Here is a 20,923-nt window from a genome sequence, read left to right as displayed (position 1 = left end):
ACACTGGAAGTATGAGAAGCCATGACTGAGCCGTCCCGTACCGTCCTCATTGCCGGCGCGTCGAGCGCGGCGGGGCACGCGTGTGCCGCCGCCCTGCAGGCAACGGGAGTGCGGGTCATCGCCGTCGGATCCGATGCGGGCAGGCTGGCGGATGTCCCGGCCGACGCCTCCTACGTGTGCGACCTCTCCGACCCCGCCGCGGTCCTCGCCCTTGCCGAAACGGTGCGCACCGAGGTCGGCCCGATCGATGGACTCGTGCACCTCGTCGGTGGCTGGAAGCCCGGAAATGACGACGCAACCTGGGCCTGGCTCGAGGAACGCCTCATCACCACCCTGCGCAACACCACCCTCGCCTTCCGTGACGATCTCGTCGCCTCTCCCGCCGGTCGCCTGGCCGTCGTGAGCTCCACGAGCGTCGACTCCCCCACCTGGAGCAGCGCCAACTACGCCACCGCGAAGGCCGCCGCAGAGGCGTGGGTCGGCTCCGTGGCATCCGGATGGGCGAAGGCCGGAACGGCAGCCGCCGTCACCTTCGTGGTGCGTGCCCTCGGCACCGGCGAGAACGACACCTCCGTCGACACCCTCGCGACCCGCGTCGCCGGTCTCTGGGATGCCCCGGTGGTCGAGCTCAACGGCGCCAGGATCCGCCTCACCACCCGGTCGCTGTAGCGCGGGTCATCCGCACCGCAGCGCCTCACCGCAGCAGGGCTGTGCGCCCACGCACCGCCGAACCTCCGAACGAAAGACGCCTCCCGTGAAACTTCATGACGACCAGTACCGCGGATTCGCCAGCGACAACTACGCCGGCGCGCATCCAGAAGTGATCGCGGCCATTGCCGAGGCCAACGGCGGCCACCAGATCGCCTACGGCGAGGACGTCTACACCGCCAGGCTCGGCGAGGTCATGCGCGGGCTGTTCGGTGACCGCACCGAGGTCTTCCCGGTGTTCAACGGCACCGGCGCGAACGTCACGGCGCTGACCAGCATGCTCCCGCGCTGGGGAGCTGTCGTCGCCACGAGCACCGCGCACATCCACACGGACGAGAACGGCGCACCCGAGCGCATCAGCGGACTCAAGCTGCTCACGGTCGACACCCCCGACGGCAAGCTCACCCCCGAGCTCATCGACGTCGAGGCGTGGGGCTGGGGCGACGAGCACCGCGCGCAGCCGCTCGCGGTCAGCATCACCCAGACCACGGAACTCGGCACGCTGTACACGGTCGACGAGGTGCGCGCGATTGCCGACCACGTTCACAAGCTCGGGATGACCCTCCACATGGACGGTGCCCGGATCTCCAACGCCGCGGCGGCCCTGGGCGTACCGCTGCGCGACTTCACCTCGGACGCCGGCGTGGACGTACTGAGCTTCGGCGGAACCAAGAACGGCCTGTTGTATGGCGAGGCCGTCGTGGTGCTCAACCCCGAGGCATCCGATGGTCTGATCTTCTTGCGCAAGCTGAACATGCAGCTCGCCTCCAAGATGCGGTTCGTCAGCGCGCAGCTGCTCGCGCTGCTCGAGGATGACCTGTACCTGCGGTCGGCGGCACACTCGAACGCAATGGCGGCACGCCTGCGGGGATCGCTCGAGGAGGCCATCGCGGCCGGGCGCATCCACGGGCTGAGCTTCACGCGACCGACGCAGGCCAACGCGGTGTTCGCGGCGCTGGCGAACGAGTCGGCGGACCGGCTGAAGCAACAGTTCCGCTTCTACGACTGGGACCGGGCCGCGGGCGAGGTGCGCTGGATGACCGCGTTCGACACCACCGAGTCCGACATCGACGGGTTCGTCGCGGCGATCTCCGCCGAGCTGGCGAACCCGGCGTAACCGCCCGCAGACCGCAGCGAAACGCCCCGCCTGCCCGGAGATATTTCGGATCTCCGTGCGGGCGGGGCGTTCGGCTGACTGGGGTGAGGGTTAGCTCGCGGCAGCCAGGTTGCGGAAGGCTGCCGAGTGGTAGATCAGCGGCTCGGTCTGGTCTTCGACGCGAAGCGCCTTGACCTCGAGCAGCACGATCTTGTGGTCGCCCGCGGGGGTCTCCGAGACGATCTCGCACTCCATCCACAGCGGCGAGCCGTGGATGAAGATCGCGCCGTCGTCGGATCCCATGGTCTCGATGCCCGCGAACCGGTCACCCTTGCGGGAGGCGAGCTGCATGGCGATCGCCGCGTGCTCGCTGCCGAGGATCGAGACGCCGATGCGTCCGGCCTCACGCAGAACGGGCCACGTGGTCGAGCTGTTCTGCACGGAGAAGAGCACCAGCGGCGGGTCGTAGGAGACGCCGACGGAGAAGGATGTCGCGACGAGGCCGGTCGGGACGCCGTCAATGTCCGCACACAAGGCCGCGATACCCGACGGGAAGCGACCGAACGCGGCACGAATTTCGGCCGGGTCGGAGGCGATCGGATCCAGGGGTCGGGTGATGCCGGCGGCAGCGGCGGAAGCGAGTCCGGTGTTGATGTCGATGAGGGTCATCTCAGGCACCGACCTTCGTCGAGCTGTCGACACTGTCGGATTCGGGATGACGCGCAAACATGCCCTCGGTCAGCGGCTGGGTCATCCGCAGCACCGCAACGTTCTCGGCGGCCCATTCGCCGACGATTTCTTCCATGCGGTCCATCTGACCGGTGACGAAGAAGAGGCCCTTGCTGGGAACGCTCGCGCCGAGCTCGACGAGGAGCGGGCGAAGGTTGACGTCGGGAGCCATCGAGTGCCCGAGGTCGGCACCGGTCATCAGCGGGATCGCGGTGACGCCGCGCAGGCCGTTGGCCGGGTAACGGTCGAGGAAACCCTTAAGCAGACCGGTGTAGGTCGCCTTGTAGGTGGGGGACGCGACAACGACCAGGTCACTGTCGGCAACGGTCTGGTTGAGCTCTGCCATCTCGGGAGACGGCCACTCGAAGATGTGGCTGGAGTGCTCCGCAAGGTCGATGACCTGCGTGGCGTAGGTACCCGGCTCAAGCAGCTTGTCGACGAGGGTTTCGGCGATCTTCAGCGTGCGCGACTGGGGTTTTGGATTCCCCACGAGAATTGTTACTTTCAGCATCGTTTTCCCAACTTTAAAGCCAATCGGCTAGGTCAAAACGATCTGGCACTGCGTTCCACACGAGAGACACCAGGTTCGGTGCAGACATAACGAAGCCGCGTCACCAGAATCGATGAGTTAGCCACCGAGGTTTTGTGTCTCAGATGGGTGAGCAACGGCTTACGTTGCTGATAAAAGTATGCGCCCGATGCATTGCGTGTGGGAGTCCCGTTTATTACGAGTGTGTTTAATCACTCTGGGGATTTCGCAAGGCCGTTCCAGTAGTCGAAGACCCGCTGCGACGACCACACCTCGCCCATCTTCATGCCGATGTCGAAGAGGTTGGCGTTGTGCACCGATTCGAGCCGGTCGCCCACGGCGTCGGAAACCACGATCGGGATGAACCCGCTCTGCATCGCGTCGAGCGTCGTGGCCCGCACGCAGCCGCTGGTGCTGAGTCCGGTGATCACCAGGGTATCGATGCCGCGGGAGACGAGGTTGGCCGCCAGCGACGTGCCGAAGAAGGCGCTCGGGTACTGCTTGGTGAGGTGGGTGTCGCCCGGCTGCGGCTCGAGCCCATCGATGAACGCGCCGAACGGGCTGCCCGGCAGGTACGCCTTCAGGGCTGCCACCTTGCGGAAGAAGACGCCGCCGTCCGAGCCATCCGCTTCGTACGTCACCGACGTGATGAAGACGGGGATGCCGGCCGCGCGCGCCGCGTCGGCAACGACCTTCATCTGCTCGACGGGTTCCTCAACCCCGGCGTACAGGCCGCAGTCCTTGTCGATGTAGGCACGCACGGGGTCGACGATGATGAGTGCCGGGCGGGCCCCGGGTTCGAGCGCACCGGTGTACCCGGCCGCGGCGTAGTCGGCATCGGCGGCACCCGTGTCGGTCGTATCGGCGCTGGTGGCGGGGGTTCCGTCGGTGGTCGTCATGTCAGGTCCTTTGGGGAGGGGCGGATGTCACGGGGCGGAGGTGACTGTCACAGGTCGGTCATCACGACCGAGTCGGCACGGCCCGGCGAGCTCGGACGGGTGCCGACAATGCTAACGATGGCGCCGACGAGGGCGAGCACCCCGAACAGCACGAGCGCGGAGTGGACGCCGCCCACGAACGCGGCGAGGTCCTGTGGCTTCATGCCGAACAGGGTGCCCTTGTAGGCGGCGAGCTGCTGCGTCGCGGTCAGCCCGCCGGTGGCGATGGCCAGCGCGAGGGCCGTGCTGAACAGGTAGCCGGCGTTCTGCAGCGTCGAGCGGATCGCGTTGGCGATGCCCCGCCGGGTGGACGGGACCCGCCCCATGAGCGCCGTCGTGTTGGGCGTCATGAAGACCCCCACCCCGATGCCGACGAGGAACAGCGCGATCGCTAGGAAGATATAGGGCGTGTGTACGCCAAGATTCGCGGCGAACAGCAGGGCTCCGGCGCTGATCAGCACCATGCCGCTCGCGGTAAGCCAGCGCGGGTTGACGGTGCGCGCCAGGCGCCCGGCGATCGCGGCCGCCACCATCGTGCCAATCGGCGAGGGCAAAATCATCAGGCCGGCGTCGATGGCGCTGAGCCCCTGCACCCCCTGCAGGTAGAGCGACGCGAGCAGCACGATCGCGTAGTTGCTGATCGAGTTGAAGAACGCCGCGATGTAGAGGGAGGAGACGACGCGGTCCTTGAACAGGGCGATGTCGATGAGCGGATGCGTCTTGTGCCGCTGCAGCACGATGAACGCGGTGAGCGCCACCACCGCAGCGACCAGCGTTCCCACGACGAGCGGGCTTCCCCAGCCGAGGCTTCCGCCCCACGACACCCCCATCACCAGGAGCGCGATGCTGAGGACGGACAGCACGCTCCCCGGGTAGTCCATGCGCTCACCGCGCACCTGGGGACCCTGGTGCGGGATGAGCTTCAGCGACCAGATGAGGCCGAGCAGGCTGATCGGGATTCCGGCGAGAAAGATCCACCGCCAGCCGAACAGCTCGGTGACGACGCCTCCCAGCAGCGGGCCCAGCACCTGCCCGACGGCGGCGATCGAGGCGTTGATACCAAGGGCGCTGCTGAGGATGTGCTTGGGAAAGACGTCGGTGAGCAGGGCCGTGGTGTTCGTGATGATCGCGGCGGCGCCGATGCCCTGCACGAACCGCATGACGATGAGGAACGTGGCATCCGTCGCCAGACCACAGGCGAGGGTCGCCAGCATAAAGAGCACGATGCCGAGGATGTACAACCGGCGGCGCCCGACGATATCGGTGACGCGACCGAAGACGAGGATCAGGGTGGTGGTGGAGAGCATGTAGCTGAGCAGCACCCACGTGGTCTGACTCGCGGTCGAGTCGAGGTCCCGGGAGAGGTTCGGGAGCGCGATGGCCAGACCGCTCGAGTTGATGAAAACGAGCACGACGCTGAGGCTCGTGGCAAAGAGAATGTTCCACGCCACTCGCGCGGACTGCTGTGAATTTTCCATAACGCTAACGATCTGAGTCACTCCATGCCGAGGTCACGGGCGGGAGCGCGTGGTGGTGGTCGGTCGCGGACTGGAAGGCCATCGCGGCCGCGAGGCACAGGCGGTCCTGCCAGGGGCGCGCGACGAGCTGGATGCCGATGGGCATGCCGTCCGACGAGAGTCCTGCGGGAGCCACGAGTGCGGGAAATCCGGTGTAGTCGAAGATCCGCATGTTGCGGGGAATGACGTCGTGCAGGTTGTAGCTGACGCCGTCCACGTCCATGGTGAGGGTGGCGAGGCTCGGGGCGGTGGCGCCCACGGCCGGGGTCAGGAGGAGGTCGACGCCCGAGGCATCCATTCGCTCCAGCATGTCCCGTTGCACCACCGGTCGGCGGCGAAGGGCGCGCAGGTAGTCGACGGCGAGCGGAACGAAGCCGCAGTCGAGCCGCGCGTTTGTACCGTCGTCGAAGAGGTCGCGGCGATCGGCGTTGGCCTCCTGGTTGGAGGCGAGCTCGCCGTAAAAGACGTTCCAGGATTCGTCGTGAATCGCGTCGAGGTCGTCGAACTCGATGGGCACGATCTGGGCGCCGAGGGCGGTGAAGCTGGCGATCGCGGACTCGAGGGCGGCGAGCACCTCGGCGTCACAGCGCTCGGTGAACCAGCCGCGCGGCACGCCGATGCGCAGTCCCGCCACGGACGCGGGGTCGGGCGCGAGATCGGGCACGGTGGCGCCCGCGGTGGCGTCGACCCCGTCGGGGCCGGCCATGACCGGCAGCAGCAGCGCGAGGTCGGCGGCGGAGCGGGCCATGGGACCGATGTGGTCCATGGTCCACGAGAGGGACGAGACGCCGGTGCGCGGAACGAGACCGTAGGTGGGTTTGATGCCGGTCAATCCGCAGAGGGCCGAGGGCACACGGATCGAGCCACCGGTGTCGCTGCCGAGGGCGAAGGGCACGAGACCGGCGGCGAGAGCCGAGGCGGATCCGGTGGATGACCCACCCGTCCACATCTCTTCGTTCCAGGGGTTCGGCACAGCGCCGTAGCGCCCGTTGACCGGGGCGCCGCAGGCGAATTCGGTGGTCGCGGACATGAACACCGGGATGGCCCCCGCCTGACGCAATCTGTCGACGACCGTGGCATCCACCGGCGCAATGCGGTCACCGGTCTGCCAGGAACCGGAGGTGACCATCGCCCCGCCGACATCGATGATGTCCTTAACGGCAAACGGAACGCCCTCGAGCGGGCGGGGCGTGCCGGCGGCCCAGCGTCGGTCGCTCTCGGCTGCCGCGGCATCGATCCCGGGGATGGACGCGAGCACGGCGGCGGGCGCGGGTCCAGCGGCAGACCAGCGGGGACGCAGGGTCGCGATCAGCGCCGAGGGCGTGAGCAGCCCCGCGGCGAAGGCGGCGAGAAGCTCAGTGACCGACGCGATCGCGGGGTTGGCGATTGACGTGGTGGTTGCCGCCGGGGCGCTGTCGTGAGCGGCGGCCGGGGCGTCGGCGAGGAGCGCACGAAACAGCAGGTCCGCGTCGGCGGGTTCGTCGGCGGCCGACGACGGGGATGCCGGTAGCGGCCGCCGGCGGCTGGCCGCGAGGGCAAGGTCGAGCTGCGGGGTGATGGTCTGCCGCACCTGCTCGTCAGCCGCGCTCACGCGGTGGCCGTCGCCAGATACTGGAACACGTCACCCCGGCGGTCACGGGCGATGTCGAAGTACTCGCGCACGTCGGCGACCCGGTTCAGGTCGAGGGTCGCGCTGAGGATCTCGGGATTGGTGTGTGCCGCGGCGAGCGCCACGATCTCTCCCTCGGGGGTCGCGATGCAGGAGAGCCCGAAGTAGTCGGTGGTGGTCTCTCCGAGGGTTTCCGCACCGCCCCGGTTAGGAGCGATGACGTAGACCTGGGTTTCCATGGCACGCACCTGCAGCTCCTGCACGAAGAGCGCTTCGCGGCTGCCCATGGAACTCACGAGGGCGACGACGACCTCGGCACCGGCGGCACGTGCCGCGAGCCAGTACTCGGGGAAGGTCCTGTCGTAGCAGATGAGGCAGGCGAATCTCGCGCCGAACGCCTCGAAGATGACGGTTCCGCCACCCGGCGTGAAGAAGTACTTCTCGTTGACGGCGGTGACGCCGACCTGCCCCTTCGGGATCGACATCTTGCGGTAGCTGGAGACGCGGTCCCCCGCGAGCGTGGTGCCGGACACGATGGTGCCTGTTCCGTCGATCACTACGGCGGAGTTGTATCCGACGCCGTCCTCGCCGAGCTCGAACATCCCGAAGATGACGCCGACGCCCAGCCGCTTGGCGGTCGCGGCGAACGCGTCCGTGTCGGGGCCGGGAATCGTCTGCGCCCACGCCTTGTACCGGTCATCGTTGGTCGAGCCGAAGTACGGGGTCGTGCACAGTTCGGGAAACACCACCACGTCGACGCCCGGTGTTGCCGCCGTCTCGAACAGGTCGAGAAGGTCGGCGATCGCCGTGGCACGGTCGGGCGATGTGCTGCCCGACTGCACCACTGCCACCGTCAGCTCGCGGGGAACGCGGGTCATACTGCTGCCAGGTCCGTGACCACGCCCTCGCGCGACTTCATGAGCGGCTGGATACGCGTTCCGAAGTCGTCCATGCCGATGATGAAGTCATCGAACACGAGCATGATTCCCTTGGTGCCCTCGACACCGGCCGCCTCATCGAGCAGGCGCGCGCAGGTCTCGTAGGAGCCGACGATGGTTCCCATGTTCATGTTGACGGCACCCTCGGGGGCAACGATCGACTTGGCGGTCGACTTCTCGTCGCCGGTGTCGCTCGACGCCTGGAAGCCCATCCACGCGATGGCATCCATGTCGATGCCGTCGTTGTAGTCCTTCCACTTCGCCTGGGCGATCTCGTCGGTCTCGTCCGCGATCACCATGAACAGCACGTAGCTGCCGACGTCGCGGCCGGTCGCCTTCGCGGCCTCGACCAGTTCGTAGACGCCGTCCGCGTGCGCGGTGGGTGTGTTGACACCCGATCCCAGCACGAAGTTGTAGTCGGCGAACTTTGCCGCAAACTCGATGCCGGTGTGGCTCTGCCCGGCGGTCACGATCGGGATGTGCGTCGACGGCATCGGCAGCAGGCGGCAGTCGTTCATGGTGAAGAACTCACCCTTGAAGTCGGACTGGCCCGAGGTCCACAGCTCCTGCATGACGCGCACGTACTCTTCCGAGTACCGGTAGCGGCGGGAGAAGTGGATGTCCCCGGGCCAGATGTCCATCTGGGCGTACTCATCCTTGGCCCAGCCGGAGACGAGGTTGACGCCGAAGCGGCCGTGGGAGATGGAGTCCACGGTCGTTGCCATGCGGGCAGCGAAGGCCGGCGGCATGGTAAGCACCGCGGCGGACGCGTAGAGCTTGATCTTCGAGGTGGCCGCGGCCAAACCCGCCATCAGCGTGAACGACTCGAGGTTGTAATCCCAGAATTCGGACTCCCCACCGAATCCGCGCAGCTTGATCATCGACAGCGCGAACTCGAAGCCGTAGGACTCCGCCTTCTGCACGACCTCGAGGTTGAGGTCATAGGACGGCTTGTACTGGGGCGAGGTCTTCGAAATGAGCCAGCCGTTGTTTCCGATCGGAATGAATACACCGATGTCCATGGGGTTCTCCTTGTCGAGGGTTGTGGTGGGGATCGTGCGAGTTATGAGGGGTGCGGGAGGTGAGGCGAGGTGAGGTGAGACGGTCAGCTGATCTTGGAGCGGGCGGACTGCCGGCGGATCGCCTGCGACAGCGCCACGGCGACGATCAGGGCGCCGCCGTAGAACAGCTGCTGCACGTAGTTCTGGGCGCCGAGCATCTGCAGCCCGACGACGCCGGAGAACAGGAAGAACACCGCGATGAAGGTGCCAATCGCATTGAAGCGACCGGGCACAATGGCCGTGGCCCCGAGGTAGCAGGCGGCAAAGGCCGGCAGCAGGAACGACTGCCCGGACGACGGGTCGGCACCTCCCAGGCTTCCCGCGTAGATGATTCCGGCGACGCTGGCGATGAGACCCGACGCGGTGAACGCGCCGATGCGCAGGCGACCGACGTTCAGGCCGCTGAGCTCGGCAACCTGGCGCCCGCGCCCGACGAAGAGCAGGCGGCGGCCGATGGGCGTGAGGGTCAGCACCACGAGGATGACGGCCGTGGCGATCAGCCCGTAGAAGAACTGCATGGGCATGCCCAGAATGCCGCGGTACCCGACGGTGGCCTGCACCAGCGCGCTGTCGACCCCGGTGACCGAGGAGGAGTTGCTCATCCACTGCACGATGCCGAGCAGCACCGTCGCCGATCCGAGCGTCACGATGAACGAGTCAATCTTGAAGACCACGACGAAGATGCCGTTGATCAGTCCGATGAGGATTCCCACGACGAGCGCCGCAATGATGCTCGGAATGATGGGCACGCCCATCTTCGCGTTGAGAACGGCCACGGTCATGGATGACACGGACAGGGTCGATGCGGCGGACAGGTCAAACTCGCCCGCCGTCAGCGGAAAGAGCAGGCCAAGCGCGAGCACCAGCAGCACGGCCTGCGAACCCAGCACGTTCTGCAGGTTGCCGACGGTGAAGAAGGTGTGGGGAAGGGCGATGCTGAAACCGATGATGACGATCAGCCACGCGAACAGCAGGGCGAAGCGTTCGGTGTGCAGCCAAAGGTTGCGGGCGGGCCGCACGGGCCGGGCCGCGGGAGCGACCGTGTCGGTTGCGCTGGTCATGAGAGCGTCTCCTTGGTTTCGGCGGGAACCTCGGTGAGGCTCCGGATGACGGATGCGGCGATGAGTTCGTGGGTGAGGTCGTCCCCGGTGAGTTCCGCGTGGATCTGACCGTGGGCAAGCACGATCACGCGGTCGCACACGGCGGCCAGCTGGTCGTAGTCCGACGACGCGCACACGATGGGGACTCCGCCGGCCGCAGTCGACCGGAGCATGTCGAAGATGTTGCTGCGGGCGCCGATGTCCACGCCCTGTGTGGGTTCCTGCAGAAGGATCAGTTTCGGGTCATCCTGCAACCACTTGCCCAAGACTGCCTTCTGCTGGTTGCCGCCGCTCAGCGTCCCGAAGAGCGCATCGGTGTTGCGGGGGCGGATGTCGTAGGTCTCGGCGATCTCGGTGCCGCGGGCGTGCAGACCGGCGGGTGAGAGGCCGAACCAGGAGCGGAACTGCGTGAGCACCGGGAGGGTGACGTTCTGTTCGACCGTGAGTTCGGCGACGCCGCCCTGTGCCTTGCGGTCGGCGGGCACGTAGACGATGCCGGAGGCGATGGACGTGCGGGGTGTTGCATCGGCGATCGCGCGGGCCGTGCCGTCCAGCGCCAGGCTACCTGCCCGCACCGGGGTCGCGCCGTAGATGCCGGCGAGCACGTCCTCGAATCCGGAGCCTGCGAGGCCGGTGATACCGACGATCTCGCCCTGTGACACGTCGAAGCTGAAGTTCTCGACCTGCCCGGTCGAGAGTCCGTCGACGCTGGCCGCGATGGCACCACGGGCGGCGGCGGTCGCGGCGGTCTTGCTCGGTCGCAGCTTGCGTCCGACGATCAACTGCACGAGCTGGTCGGCGGTCACGTCCTCGGTGGCGAGGCTCGCCTGCACCTCCCCGGCGCGCAAGACCGTCACGCGGTCGGTGTGCTCGAGCACCTCGGTCATGTCGTGGGAGACGAGGAGCGCACTCATGCCGCCGTCGCTCACCAGTTCCTTGACGACACGGAAGAGCAGCTCGGTGTCTTCCTTTGGCAGGAACACCGTCGGTTCGTCGAGCACGAGCAGTCCGCGCGTGTCGCCGAGGTCGTTGACAGCCCGCAAGATCGCGATGAGCGCGCGCTGCGTGTTGTTGAGCCGGTCGACGGTTTCGCGCGGGTCGATGTCGAGCCCGAAGCGGGCGAACGTCTCGGCCGCGAGCGCCCGTTCCTTCGCCCAGTTGATGAGCGGACGATGCCCGGCGACGATCGTGCTGAGGCGGAGGTTCTCCACCACGCTCAGCTCGGGAACGAGGCCGAGGTCCTGGTGCACAAAGCTGATGCCGAGCTGGCGGAAGTAGCCGGGAGCGATGGGCAGCTCCAGCACCTCCCCGCGCAGCCAGGCGCGGGCGCCGGGGTCCGGGGTGTAGAAGCCGGCGAGAACTTTGATGAGGGTCGATTTTCCCGACCCGTTCTCCCCGAGCAGACCATGGATCTGCCCGGGGAGAATGTCGAGATCGACACTGGAGAGCGCTGCGAGGCCACCGAAGGTCTTCGTCAGATTTTCAATGCGCAGCAGGGGCGTGGACGTGGCATCCACGATGTCCTCAGTGCCGCTCGACAGGAGGGAATTCACTACGGCTGGCCCCACAGTGCCTTGTAGCCGGTCTCGAACGCGTCGCCGTAACCCTTGCCCGCTTCGGGCGGGGTGCCGGTCTCGTCGACGTTGTCCTTCGTGATGACCTTGAGCGGCGTGTGGGCTGCTCCGTCCTCGATGATGGGCGATCCGGTCAGCACGCGGCCGACCTGGTCGATGGAGGCCCAGGCGAGCCACGTCATCGACTCACCCGCGTCCATCGTGAGCACTTCGCCGTCCTGCATGATCTTCAGCACGGCGGGAGTTCCGTTGAACGACGCGGTGAAGACGGATCCGACCTTTCCGGCAGCCGTGACGCCGGCCTCAACGAAGAGGGACATCGAGTCGAACACCGGGAGCACGTAGTCAAGCTCGGGGTTGATCTGGATCTCGGACTGGACTGTCGTGGAGATCTTGGTTGCCCAGTCGGCGATCGGAACGTTGACGTCCTTGACCGTGCAGTCGGGGCAGTGCGTGGCGATCTCGTCCTTCATCGCGTCGATGATGCCCTGAGCGACGGGGACCTCGGCGGTGTTGATGAGGAGGATGTTTCCCTTGCCCTTGGTCTGCTTGATCGCCCAGTCGGCGCTGAGTCGACCCGACTCGTTGAACGGTGCGGTGATCTGCGCCGCGACGAGGTCCTTGAGCGTGTCCGGGATGGGGTCGCCGTCCTCGTAGGTGTGGGTGATGACCACGGGGATTCCCGCGGCCTTCGCGCGCTGGAGCGCCGGGATCAGCAGCTCACCGTTGATGCCCTGCGACAGCATGATGACGTCGGCCTTCTGGCTGATCGCCTGGTCGATGCCGGCGGTGTGCTCGGTTGGGCTTCCCTGGTTGGTGTACTCCACCCACTTGGCGCCGTACGTCTCCGCGACCTTCTTGGCCTCTTCGTCCACGGTCACGATGAACGGGATGCCGCTCGTGTTGGGGATGTTGAAGATTGTCTTACCGGCGATGTCTTTCAGCGGGAACGCCGGAGCGTCGAGCGTGAAGGCCGGGTCGACGCTGAACTTTTCGATCTGGGCGGTGGCGTATGCCACGCCCTCATCGGTCGTCGACGACGACACGGACGCGGTGGTCTCGGTGGAACAGCCGGACAGCAGCAGGGCGCTGGCGATGCCAACCGCTGCCATTGTCAGGACCGGACGGAATCTCTGGTGCATGTGTCTCTCCTCATTGCGGTGCTGTGGTGTGCAGGGCGGGGGATGAAGCAGGTAGCGCGATAGATCAGCGGTGGTGACGAGCGTTTCGGAAAATCTGCGGCCACCCGCGGGTCTTACCCAGGGCACGGCAAAAAGACGACGGAAGAGCCGGCGAGAACCGCCGGGAATGTCGTTGTGCATTCGAATGCACTTCCCGAATGCATTCGAATGTACAGCAGTGAATAGGCGGAAAACGGGCGCCCCTGTAACGGTCTTGGGTCGTTATTGTTTCGTCCGCGTTAAGGCGCCGCAGCGGCACCGCCGGCTCCACGATCGACGCCCCGCACCGGGACATCCGCCCTCCCGTTCCCCCGCGGCGGGAGAAAAACCAGGCTGCGGAGGGAGAAGCTGGCGGATGGCGGGAGCTATAGCTCCCTCCAATTGCTTGGTTCTCCCGCCGGCCCCGTCTGCCCACCCCACGGCGGGAGAAAAAGCTGGCTAGGAGAGCTGCGCCGTCGTTCCGCGCTCGACGAGGTTCACCGGGAACATGACGCGCTCGGGCGTCTCGACGTAGGTGCCCTCGATGCGGTCGATGAGCCGGTGGGTACCCGCGACCGCCATCTCGGTCAGCGGCTGGCGCACGGTCGTGAGGTTGAACATCGACCACGATGCCATCGCCAGGTCGTCGTAGCCGATGACCTGCACGTCCTCGGGGATGCGCACCCCCAGTCGGTTTGCCGCGTCGATCGCGCCGAAGGCGATGTAGTCGGTTCCGCAGTAGATGACAGTGGGTCGATCGGGCAGGGAGAGCAGTTCGGTACCGAACGTCAGGCCGGTGGCGTGCTCGATCGGGCCCCTGCGCACGAGCGACTCGTCGAGCGGGTTTCCCAGCTCCGCGAGACGCGTGCGAAAGGAGGTGTCGCGACGCAGGATGCTGGGGATGTATTCGGGACCGCTGATGGCGGCGATCCTGCGGTGGCCGAGGGCGTGCAGGTAGTCGGCGATGATGACGCCGCCGTTGGAGCTGTCGGCGACGAAGCGGTCGATCCCCTCGGCCTTCGACGACGTCACGTCGCGGCTGACCACCACGAGGGGAAGCCCCTGCTGCAGCAGATCCTCGGCGAGGGTGGAGTTGACGCGTGCCTGCATGAACAGGGTTCCGGCGACGAGACCTCCGCGCAGTGCGTCGAGGTCGCCCTCGCGGCTGCCCTCCGTGCTGTCGCTCAGCAGGAGCATCCGGTATCCCCGCTCGCTGAGCGTGCTCTGCACCGCGTCGACGAGCTGCGGATAGACGGGGTTTTGCAGGTCGGCGACGAACACGGCGATCGACCTGCTGTGTCCGGTGATGAGGCTCTGCGCGGCCAGGTTGGGAACATAGTGAATGGTGTCCGCGATCTCACGGATGCGCTCACGGGTTGCGAGGGAAACTCGCGGATCGTTGCGCAGAGCACGGGACACCGTCGACTGGGACACCCCTGCTTCGCGAGCCACGTCGTAGCTTGTCGCGTGACTGGGACCCATGGGTCTCACCCTATGGCAACACCCTGCGAAGAACGGCGATTTACGGGCGCAGCAGCACTTTTGTCGCGCGGCGCTCGTCCATGGCCGCGTACGCCTCGGCGGCCTCCTCGAGGGGAACCTGCAGGTCGAACACGATGCCCGGGTTGATCGCGCCCGACAGCACCTCGGGCAGCAGCTCGTCGATGTAGTTGCGCACCGGGGCGACACCGCCGTTCACGCCGACGTTGTTGTCGAACAGGGTGCGAATCGGCAGCTCGGACCCGCCGTTGGGCACACCCACGTAGCCGACGGTTCCGCCGGGACGGGTCGAGCGGATCGCCTGGTCCATCGACTCGGCGGTGCCGACGCACTCGAGCACGCAGTCCGCGCCGATGCCGTCAAACATCTCCTTGATGCGCGCGACTCCCGCGTCCCCGCGCTCCTCGACGATGTCGGTCGCACCGAACTGGATGGCGATGGCCTGGCGGTCCGCGTGCCGTGACATGGCGACGACACGGGATGCCCCGAGGCGCTTCGCGGCCAGCACCGCGCAGAGGCCAACAGCACCATCGCCGACCACCACGACCGTGCTTCCGACGGTGACACCGGCCGAGACCGCGGCGTGGTGCCCGGTCCCCATGACGTCGGAGAGGGTGAGCAGGCTGGGGACGAGGGAATCATCGGGCATGCCCGGGGTCGCCACGAGGGAACCATCGGCGTGGGGCACCCGCACGCGCTCACCCTGGCCGCCATCGGCGAAACCGCCGTCACGGTCATCCGCTCCCCACCATCCACCGTGCAGGCACGACGTGCTGACGCCGTTCAGGCAGTTCGCGCAGGTCATGTCGCAGTCGTAGAACGGGGCGATCACGAAGTCGCCCACCTTGATGCGCGCGACATCGTCGCCGACGGACTCGACGATTCCCACGAACTCGTGCCCGATTCGACGGGGCTTTGCGGTGGCGGTGATGCCGCGGTACGGCCAGAGATCCGACCCGCACACGCACGCCGCGACGACCCGCACGATGGCGTCGATACCGCTGGAGAGCTGCGGCTCCGCAACATCTTCGACTCGAATATCTCGTTCACCGTGGATCACTGTCGCGCGCATCCGTACAGGGTACAGGCGGGTATTCCGGACTTTTCTGGGTAGGGCGGATGTCGCTGTGCCCATGTAAACACTGGGTAAAAGCTCACATTCCTGCGTGCCGCGCTGTTGGGGCAGCCGTCCCACAGTTCTACGCTGTGCAGATGGCGATCATTGACACCCCGCTCGTGCAGCCCACCCAGGTCGAGCCCGGAGGAATCGAACCGATTCACGCGGACAGGCGCCACGGCAAGCCGTGGACCCTTTTCAATACGTGGACATCCCCGAACCTCGAGTTCGCCACGATCTTCGTCGGCGTCATCGCCGTGGCCTTCTTCGGGCTCGGCTTCTGGCAGGCGATGGCCGCGCTGGTCCTCGGCAACCTGCTCGGCGGACTGACCCAGGGCATTCTGTCCACCTGGGGTCCCCGCGAGGGACTGGCGCAGATGGTCATCGGGCGCAGCGCGTTCGGCTACCGCGGCAACATCCTGCCGGCAGCCCTCAACACCGTCATGGCGGGCATCGGCTGGTTCGCCGTCAACTCGGTCAGCGGCGCCTTCGCGCTGGAGACCCTGACCGGCATCCCGCTGGTGCCGTCGCTGCTCATCATCGTGGTGCTCGAGGTTGCCGTCGCCTACATCGGCCACGACTTCGTGCAGCTCTTCGAGCGCTACGCGAGCTACATCCTCGGCGTCATCTTCCTCATCGCGACGATCACGGTGTTCATCCACTCGAACATCGCCGCCCCGGTTGCCGGTGGCGGGTACAGCTTCGCCGGGTTCACCCTCACCGCGGGTGCCGCGTTCGGGTACGCCGCCGGATGGAACCCGTACGCGTCCGACTACACCCGCTACCTGCCGAAGGCCACGAGCAAACGCAGCATCGGTCTGGCCGCGGGTCTCGGCAACTTCGTCTCCTGCACGATCCTGATGGCCGCCGGTGCCGCCGCCGCAACGATCGCCGGTTTCGACGCGAGCGACCCGACGAACTCGTTTACCGCGAGCATGCCGGTCTTCATCCGCGACATCACGCTGCTGGCCATCGCCATCGGCGCGATCGCGGCCAACGCGCTCAACATCTACTCGGGCTCGATGTCGTTCCTCGCCGTCGGCATCAAGATCCCGTTCCGCCTGCGCCGCGCGATCGTCGCCGTCGGCTTCGGCGTCATCGGGTTCTTCCTCGCCTGGAGCGCCCTGGCCGACGCCGGGCACAAGTACGAGAACTTCCTGCTCGTCATCGCGTACTGGATCACCCCGTGGCTCGGCGTCGTCTTCGTCGACCGCTACCTGCGCCGCGGCACCGACATCTCCGCCCTTGTGACCGAGGAGCGCAAGTACCGTAACGCCGCCGGCGCAATCTCGCTCTTCGTGGGCATCGTTGTCTCGGTGTGGCTGTTCTCGAACCAGACGTTCTACGTGGGCGTCGTGCCGAAGGCAGTGCCCGAGGTCGGCGACCTCACCGCCGTCGTCGGACTCGTGATCTCGGCCGTGCTGTACTTCGTCCTGTTCAAGATCCTCAAGCCCGCGCTGGGAGCGCCGCTGGCTAAGATCTCGTAAATGAGCGAGAAGTCTTACCCCACGGATGCCGCCAAGTTCCGGGTCGCGATGCACGAAGCCCTCCTCGGACTCGAGGAGGGAGGCATCCCGATCGGCGCAGCCCTCTTCGACGAGCACGGAAAGCTGCTCGGCAGCGGCCACAACTTGCGCGTGCAGGAGGACAACCCCGCCGTGCACGGCGAGACGGCCGCGTTCATCAACGCCGGGCGCCAGCGCAGCTACCGCAAGACCACCATGGTAACGACCCTGTCGCCGTGCTGGTACTGCTCGGGGCTCATCCGCCAGTTCGGAATCGGCCGCCTGATCGTCGGCGACACCGAGAACTTCTTCGGCGGGCAGGACTGGCTCGCCGAGAACGGCACCGAGGTCATCACCATCAACGACCCGGAGATGATCCGCGTCATGGGCGACTTCATCGAGGCCAACCCCGTGCTGTGGAACGAAGACATCGGCGAGGAATAACCCGGAACGGGAATGGGGCGGCACCGGGCACGGTTTTAGACAGTTCCGGATGACCCGGGCCAGACGTATGTCTCGACTCGCGAGTCCCCTCCCGAGCGAGAAAGGCCCACCCCATGTCTTCAGAGAATTCTGCCGCCTCCAAGGTCTGGTTCATTACCGGCACGTCCCGTGGCTTCGGTCGCGAGTGGGCGATCGCCGCCCTCGACCGCGGGGACAAGGTCGCCGCGACCGCCCGCTCCACCGATAGCCTCGACGACCTCGTCGCCACCTACGGGGACGCGATTCTTCCCCTGCAGTTGGACGTCACCGACCGCGAGGCATCTTTCGCCGCGGTCGCCGCCGCCCACGAGAAGTTCGGTCGCCTCGACGTCATCGTTAACAACGCGGGCTACGGTCACTTCGGCGTCATCGAAGAGATCACCGAGGCCGAGGCCCGCGCGCAGTTCGACACGAACGTGTTCGGCGCCCTGTGGGTGACCCAGGCGGCACTCCCGTTCCTGCGCGCGCAGGGCAGCGGCCACATCATCCAGGTCTCGTCCATCGGCGGCATCAGTGCGTTCCCGAACATCGGGATCTACAACTCCTCCAAGTGGGCGCTGGAAGGCTTCTCGCAGGCCCTCGCGGCGGAGGTCGCGGACTTCGGCATCTTCGTCACGCTCGTGGAGCCCGGCGGATTCTCGACCGACTGGGGCGGAGCATCCGCTCTCCGATCCGAGACCAACCCGGCCTACGACGCACTGCGCGAGAAGGCCAACAAGCTGCGCGCCACCCGCCAGTCGGTGCAGGGCGACCCGACGGCGACGGGTGCCGCGATCCTGCAGGTCGTCGATGCGGATGCCCCGCCCCTGCGCATCTTCTTCGGCGAGACCCCGCTCGCCACCGCGAAGGCGGACTACGCGGCTCGCATCGCGCTGTGGGAAGAGTGGCAGCCCGTCTCGATCCAGGCGCAGGGCTCCCCGGAGTAGCGGAACCCCCGCAAACTCCACCCCGTTCCGGCCCGGCCTGGCGCAGCCCGGCGGGAGAAACAACCACCCCGTTGCGACCCGGCGGGAGAAAAAAGCACGCGGCGGGAGCTATAGCTCCCGCCGCGCGCCAGCTTCTCCCGCCGAAACCCGCGCGTTCTCCCGCCAACCGGAAATCCAACCGGATCCTGCGGCTTCGCGCGGGTTCCCGATGGCGGGATGCGGCGCGGATGACCCTAGACGACGGCGATCTCGGCGCGGTCCACCGTGAGGCCGTTGCCGTCGGGCGCGATGTCCACGCGCACTACGTCGCCGTCACGGATCTCGCCCGCGAGCAGCGCCCGCGCGAGGCGGTCGTCGATCTCGTGCTGCATGAGACGCCGCAACGGACGTGCACCGTAGATCGGGTCGTAGCCGCGCTCGGCGAGCCAGCCCCGGGCGTCGGGCGTGACCGCGAGCTCGAGGCGGCGATCACCGAGACGCTTCGCGAGCCGGTCGACGTACAGCGAGACGATCTGCGCGAGATCCCCGGTCGACAGCGGCGAGAAGATGACGATGTCATCGAGCCGGTTGAGGAACTCGGGCTTGAACGCCTGGCGCACGAGCTGCTGCACGGCGTCGTTCTTCTGATCCCAGGTGAGCTCGGGATCGACGAGGTACTGGCTGCCGAGGTTCGACGTCAGCACGAGGATCGTGTTGCGGAAATCCACGGTGCGACCCTGGCCGTCCGTGAGCCGCCCGTCGTCAAGCACCTGCAGCAGCACGTCGAAGACCTCGGGGTGCGCCTTCTCGACCTCGTCGAGCAGGATCACCGAGTAGGGGCGACGACGCACCGCTTCGGTGAGCTGTCCGCCCTGCTCGTAGCCGATGTATCCGGGAGGGGCACCGACGAGGCGCGAGACGCTGAACTTCTCGCCGTACTCACTCATGTCGATGCGCACGAGAGCCTTCTCGTCGTCAAAGAGGTACTCGGCGAGCGCCTTCGCGAGCTCGGTCTTACCCACACCCGTCGGCCCGAGGAACATGAACGATCCGGTCGGACGGTCGGGGTCGGAGATGCCTGCACGCGTGCGCCGCACCGCCTCGCTGACCGCGCGCACGGCGTCCTTCTGCCCGATGAGGCGACGCCCCAGCTCGGCCTCGAGGTTCAGCAGCTTCTCGGTCTCACCGGCGAGCAGCTTGCCCACGGGGATTCCGGTCCAGGCGGCGATGACCTCGGCGATGTCCTCGGAGGTGACCTGCTCGCTCACCATGCGCGTTCCCTCGAACGGCTCCGCCTGCTCGGCCTCCGCCAGCGCACGCTTCACCTCGGGGATCTGCCCGTAGAGCAGGCGTGATGCCTTCTCGAGGTTGCCCTCGCGCTGGGCGCGCTCCGACTCCATCTCGAGGTTGTCGAGGCGCTTCTTCAGCTCACCGACCTTGTTGATCGAGGCGCGCTCCTGCTCCCACCGGCCCTGGAGCTCGGCAAGCGTCGCGCTGCGCACGGCAAGGTCATCGCGCAGGGCCTGGAGACGCGCCTTCGACGCGTCATCCTTCTCCCGCTTGAGCGCAAGCTCCTCGAGCTTGAGGCGGTCGACCGCCCGGCGCAGCTCGTCGATCTCCACCGGGGAGGAGTCGATTTCCATGCGCAGGCGGGATGCGGCCTCGTCGATCAGGTCGATGGCCTTGTCCGGCAGCTTGCGGCCGGTGATGTAGCGGTTGGACAGGGCAGCGGCCGCGACCAGTGCGCCGTCCTCGATGGTGATCTGGTGGTGGGCCTCGTAGCGACCCTTGAGCCCACGCAGGATGGCGATGGTGTCCTCGACGGTCGGCTCCCCCACGTACACCTGCTGGAACCGGCGCTCGAGTGCGGCATCCTTCTCGATGTACTGGCGGTACTCGTCGAGCGTCGTCGCACCGATAAGCCGCAGCTCACCGCGGGCGAGCATCGGCTTCAACATGTTGGAGGCCGCGACGGAGCCCTCCCCGCCGCCAGCGCCCATCAGGGTGTGCAGCTCATCGATGAAGGTGATGATCTCGCCGTCGGAGTCGGTGATCTCCTTGAGCACGGCCTTCAGCCGCTCTTCAAACTCACCGCGGTACTTGGCGCCGGCGACTAGCGCGGCGAGGTCGAGCGAGATGAGCTGCTTGTTCTTCAGCGAGTCGGCCACGTCACCGGCGACGATGCGCTGCGCGAGACCCTCCACGACGGCGGTCTTGCCGACGCCGGGCTCACCGATGAGTACCGGGTTGTTCTTGGTGCGCCGCGTCAGCACCTGGCTGATGCGACGAATTTCGGCGTCCCGCCCGATGACCGGGTCGAGCTTTCCGCTCCGCGCGATCTCGGTGAGGTTGACGCCGTACTGCTGCAGGGCCGTCTTCTGCTCTTCGTCAGACGAGGGTGCACCTTGCATATTGGCCATTGTGAGCTCCCTGAGGCAAAGTTGAGTTGGTGTG

Annotated in this window: 18 protein-coding genes; 5 read left to right on the top strand and 13 right to left on the bottom strand. The window is 66.8% G+C overall.

Going from position 1 to position 20,923, the window contains the following annotated elements; all coding sequences use genetic code 11:
* Positions 1 to 21 precede the first annotated feature (21 nt).
* Positions 22 to 669 (top strand): SDR family NAD(P)-dependent oxidoreductase, encoded by a 648-nt coding sequence (locus HB677_RS08930; RefSeq protein WP_213815348.1) that lies wholly within the window; start codon positions 22 to 24, stop codon positions 667 to 669.
* Positions 670 to 754: 85 nt separating this feature from the next.
* The gene (locus HB677_RS08925) at positions 755 to 1,825 is read left to right on the top strand and encodes a low specificity L-threonine aldolase (protein WP_307852543.1); all 1,071 of its coding nucleotides are present in this window, start codon (positions 755 to 757) and stop codon (positions 1,823 to 1,825) included.
* Between the two features lie 90 nt (positions 1,826 to 1,915).
* On the opposite strand, the gene HB677_RS08920 is transcribed toward HB677_RS08925, so the two are convergent.
* From HB677_RS08920 to HB677_RS08865, 12 genes are all read right to left on the bottom strand, one after another.
* A complete protein-coding gene (locus tag HB677_RS08920; RefSeq protein ID WP_213815470.1) occupies positions 1,916 to 2,473 on the bottom strand; it encodes a flavin reductase family protein in 558 nt (185 codons plus the stop codon).
* Between the two features lies 1 nt (position 2,474).
* Positions 2,475 to 3,044 carry an NADPH-dependent FMN reductase gene (locus HB677_RS08915; RefSeq protein ID WP_213815346.1) on the bottom strand — a complete coding sequence of 190 codons (570 nt, stop codon included), beginning with the start codon at positions 3,042 to 3,044 and terminating at the stop codon, positions 2,475 to 2,477.
* Between the two features lie 230 nt (positions 3,045 to 3,274).
* The gene (locus HB677_RS08910; protein WP_213815345.1) at positions 3,275 to 3,961 is read right to left on the bottom strand and encodes an isochorismatase family protein; all 687 of its coding nucleotides are present in this window, start codon (positions 3,959 to 3,961) and stop codon (positions 3,275 to 3,277) included.
* Positions 3,962 to 4,008: 47 nt separating this feature from the next.
* Positions 4,009 to 5,478 (bottom strand): MFS transporter, encoded by a 1,470-nt coding sequence (locus HB677_RS08905; RefSeq protein ID WP_213815344.1) that lies wholly within the window; start codon positions 5,476 to 5,478, stop codon positions 4,009 to 4,011.
* Between the two features lie 4 nt (positions 5,479 to 5,482).
* Positions 5,483 to 7,108 carry an amidase gene (locus tag HB677_RS08900; protein ID WP_213815343.1) on the bottom strand — a complete coding sequence of 542 codons (1,626 nt, stop codon included), beginning with the start codon at positions 7,106 to 7,108 and terminating at the stop codon, positions 5,483 to 5,485.
* The gene (locus tag HB677_RS08895) at positions 7,105 to 8,004 is read right to left on the bottom strand and encodes a carbon-nitrogen hydrolase family protein (RefSeq protein WP_213815342.1); all 900 of its coding nucleotides are present in this window, start codon (positions 8,002 to 8,004) and stop codon (positions 7,105 to 7,107) included. The genes HB677_RS08900 and HB677_RS08895 overlap by 4 nt, the downstream gene beginning before the upstream one ends.
* Positions 8,001 to 9,086 carry a pyrimidine utilization protein A gene (rutA, locus tag HB677_RS08890; RefSeq protein ID WP_213815341.1) on the bottom strand — a complete coding sequence of 362 codons (1,086 nt, stop codon included), beginning with the start codon at positions 9,084 to 9,086 and terminating at the stop codon, positions 8,001 to 8,003. Before rutA ends, HB677_RS08895 begins: the two co-directional genes overlap by 4 nt.
* 83 nt (positions 9,087 to 9,169) lie before the next feature.
* A complete protein-coding gene (locus tag HB677_RS08885) occupies positions 9,170 to 10,186 on the bottom strand; it encodes an ABC transporter permease (RefSeq protein ID WP_213815340.1) in 1,017 nt (338 codons plus the stop codon).
* Positions 10,183 to 11,778 (bottom strand): sugar ABC transporter ATP-binding protein, encoded by a 1,596-nt coding sequence (locus tag HB677_RS08880; RefSeq protein ID WP_307852542.1) that lies wholly within the window; start codon positions 11,776 to 11,778, stop codon positions 10,183 to 10,185. Before HB677_RS08880 ends, HB677_RS08885 begins: the two co-directional genes overlap by 4 nt.
* On the bottom strand, positions 11,778 to 12,941 hold the full coding sequence (locus tag HB677_RS08875) for a sugar ABC transporter substrate-binding protein (protein ID WP_255546433.1): 1,164 nt from the start codon (positions 12,939 to 12,941) through the stop codon (positions 11,778 to 11,780). Before HB677_RS08875 ends, HB677_RS08880 begins: the two co-directional genes overlap by 1 nt.
* Before the next feature lie 477 nt (positions 12,942 to 13,418).
* The gene (locus HB677_RS08870) at positions 13,419 to 14,441 is read right to left on the bottom strand and encodes a LacI family DNA-binding transcriptional regulator (protein WP_213815338.1); all 1,023 of its coding nucleotides are present in this window, start codon (positions 14,439 to 14,441) and stop codon (positions 13,419 to 13,421) included.
* 40 nt (positions 14,442 to 14,481) lie between these two features.
* A complete protein-coding gene (locus tag HB677_RS08865; protein WP_213815337.1) occupies positions 14,482 to 15,531 on the bottom strand; it encodes a zinc-dependent alcohol dehydrogenase family protein in 1,050 nt (349 codons plus the stop codon).
* A gap of 140 nt (positions 15,532 to 15,671) precedes the next feature.
* Here HB677_RS08865 and HB677_RS08860 point away from each other — a divergent pair, with 140 nt between their 5' ends.
* The 3 genes from HB677_RS08860 to HB677_RS08850 all read left to right on the top strand — a co-directional run bounded on the left by HB677_RS08860 (position 15,672) and on the right by HB677_RS08850 (position 18,490).
* On the top strand, positions 15,672 to 17,063 hold the full coding sequence (locus HB677_RS08860; RefSeq protein ID WP_213815336.1) for a cytosine permease: 1,392 nt from the start codon (positions 15,672 to 15,674) through the stop codon (positions 17,061 to 17,063).
* On the top strand, positions 17,064 to 17,525 hold the full coding sequence (locus tag HB677_RS08855) for a nucleoside deaminase (protein ID WP_213815335.1): 462 nt from the start codon (positions 17,064 to 17,066) through the stop codon (positions 17,523 to 17,525).
* A gap of 113 nt (positions 17,526 to 17,638) precedes the next feature.
* Entirely contained in the window at positions 17,639 to 18,490 is an 852-nt protein-coding gene (locus HB677_RS08850) for an SDR family oxidoreductase (RefSeq protein ID WP_213815334.1), read from the top strand.
* A gap of 233 nt (positions 18,491 to 18,723) precedes the next feature.
* Here HB677_RS08850 and HB677_RS08845 read toward each other — a convergent pair whose 3' ends face one another.
* Positions 18,724 to 20,889, bottom strand: coding sequence for an ATP-dependent Clp protease ATP-binding subunit (locus tag HB677_RS08845; RefSeq protein WP_213815333.1), 2,166 nt, complete (start codon positions 20,887 to 20,889; stop codon positions 18,724 to 18,726).
* Positions 20,890 to 20,923: the final 34 nt, after the last annotated feature.

Origin of the sequence: Glaciihabitans sp. dw_435 (assembly GCF_018449675.1) — a bacterium.
Lineage (GTDB): Bacteria > Actinomycetota > Actinomycetes > Actinomycetales > Microbacteriaceae > Glaciihabitans.
The sequence above is the reverse complement of the archived record's forward strand: the minus strand, read 5'-3'. Positions and strand labels throughout refer to the sequence as shown.

What these genes read in the sequence shown, in the direction of transcription:
- HB677_RS08930 (WP_213815348.1), top strand. Translation starts at nt 22, where the DNA reads ATGACTGAGCCGTCCCGTACCGTCCTCATTGCCGGCGCGTCGAGCGCG.
- HB677_RS08920 (WP_213815470.1), bottom strand. Translation starts at nt 2,473, where the DNA reads ATGACCCTCATCGACATCAACACCGGACTCGCTTCCGCCGCTGCCGCC.
- HB677_RS08915 (WP_213815346.1), bottom strand. Translation starts at nt 3,044, where the DNA reads ATGCTGAAAGTAACAATTCTCGTGGGGAATCCAAAACCCCAGTCGCGC.
- HB677_RS08910 (WP_213815345.1), bottom strand. Translation starts at nt 3,961, where the DNA reads ATGACGACCACCGACGGAACCCCCGCCACCAGCGCCGATACGACCGAC.
- HB677_RS08905 (WP_213815344.1), bottom strand. Translation starts at nt 5,478, where the DNA reads ATGGAAAATTCACAGCAGTCCGCGCGAGTGGCGTGGAACATTCTCTTT.
- HB677_RS08895 (WP_213815342.1), bottom strand. Translation starts at nt 8,004, where the DNA reads ATGACCCGCGTTCCCCGCGAGCTGACGGTGGCAGTGGTGCAGTCGGGC.
- rutA (WP_213815341.1), bottom strand. Translation starts at nt 9,086, where the DNA reads ATGGACATCGGTGTATTCATTCCGATCGGAAACAACGGCTGGCTCATT.
- HB677_RS08885 (WP_213815340.1), bottom strand. Translation starts at nt 10,186, where the DNA reads ATGACCAGCGCAACCGACACGGTCGCTCCCGCGGCCCGGCCCGTGCGG.
- HB677_RS08875 (WP_255546433.1), bottom strand. Translation starts at nt 12,941, where the DNA reads ATGCACCAGAGATTCCGTCCGGTCCTGACAATGGCAGCGGTTGGCATC.
- HB677_RS08870 (WP_213815338.1), bottom strand. Translation starts at nt 14,441, where the DNA reads ATGGGTCCCAGTCACGCGACAAGCTACGACGTGGCTCGCGAAGCAGGG.
- HB677_RS08865 (WP_213815337.1), bottom strand. Translation starts at nt 15,531, where the DNA reads ATGCGCGCGACAGTGATCCACGGTGAACGAGATATTCGAGTCGAAGAT.
- HB677_RS08860 (WP_213815336.1), top strand. Translation starts at nt 15,672, where the DNA reads ATGGCGATCATTGACACCCCGCTCGTGCAGCCCACCCAGGTCGAGCCC.
- HB677_RS08855 (WP_213815335.1), top strand. Translation starts at nt 17,064, where the DNA reads ATGAGCGAGAAGTCTTACCCCACGGATGCCGCCAAGTTCCGGGTCGCG.
- HB677_RS08850 (WP_213815334.1), top strand. Translation starts at nt 17,639, where the DNA reads ATGTCTTCAGAGAATTCTGCCGCCTCCAAGGTCTGGTTCATTACCGGC.
- HB677_RS08845 (WP_213815333.1), bottom strand. Translation starts at nt 20,889, where the DNA reads ATGGCCAATATGCAAGGTGCACCCTCGTCTGACGAAGAGCAGAAGACG.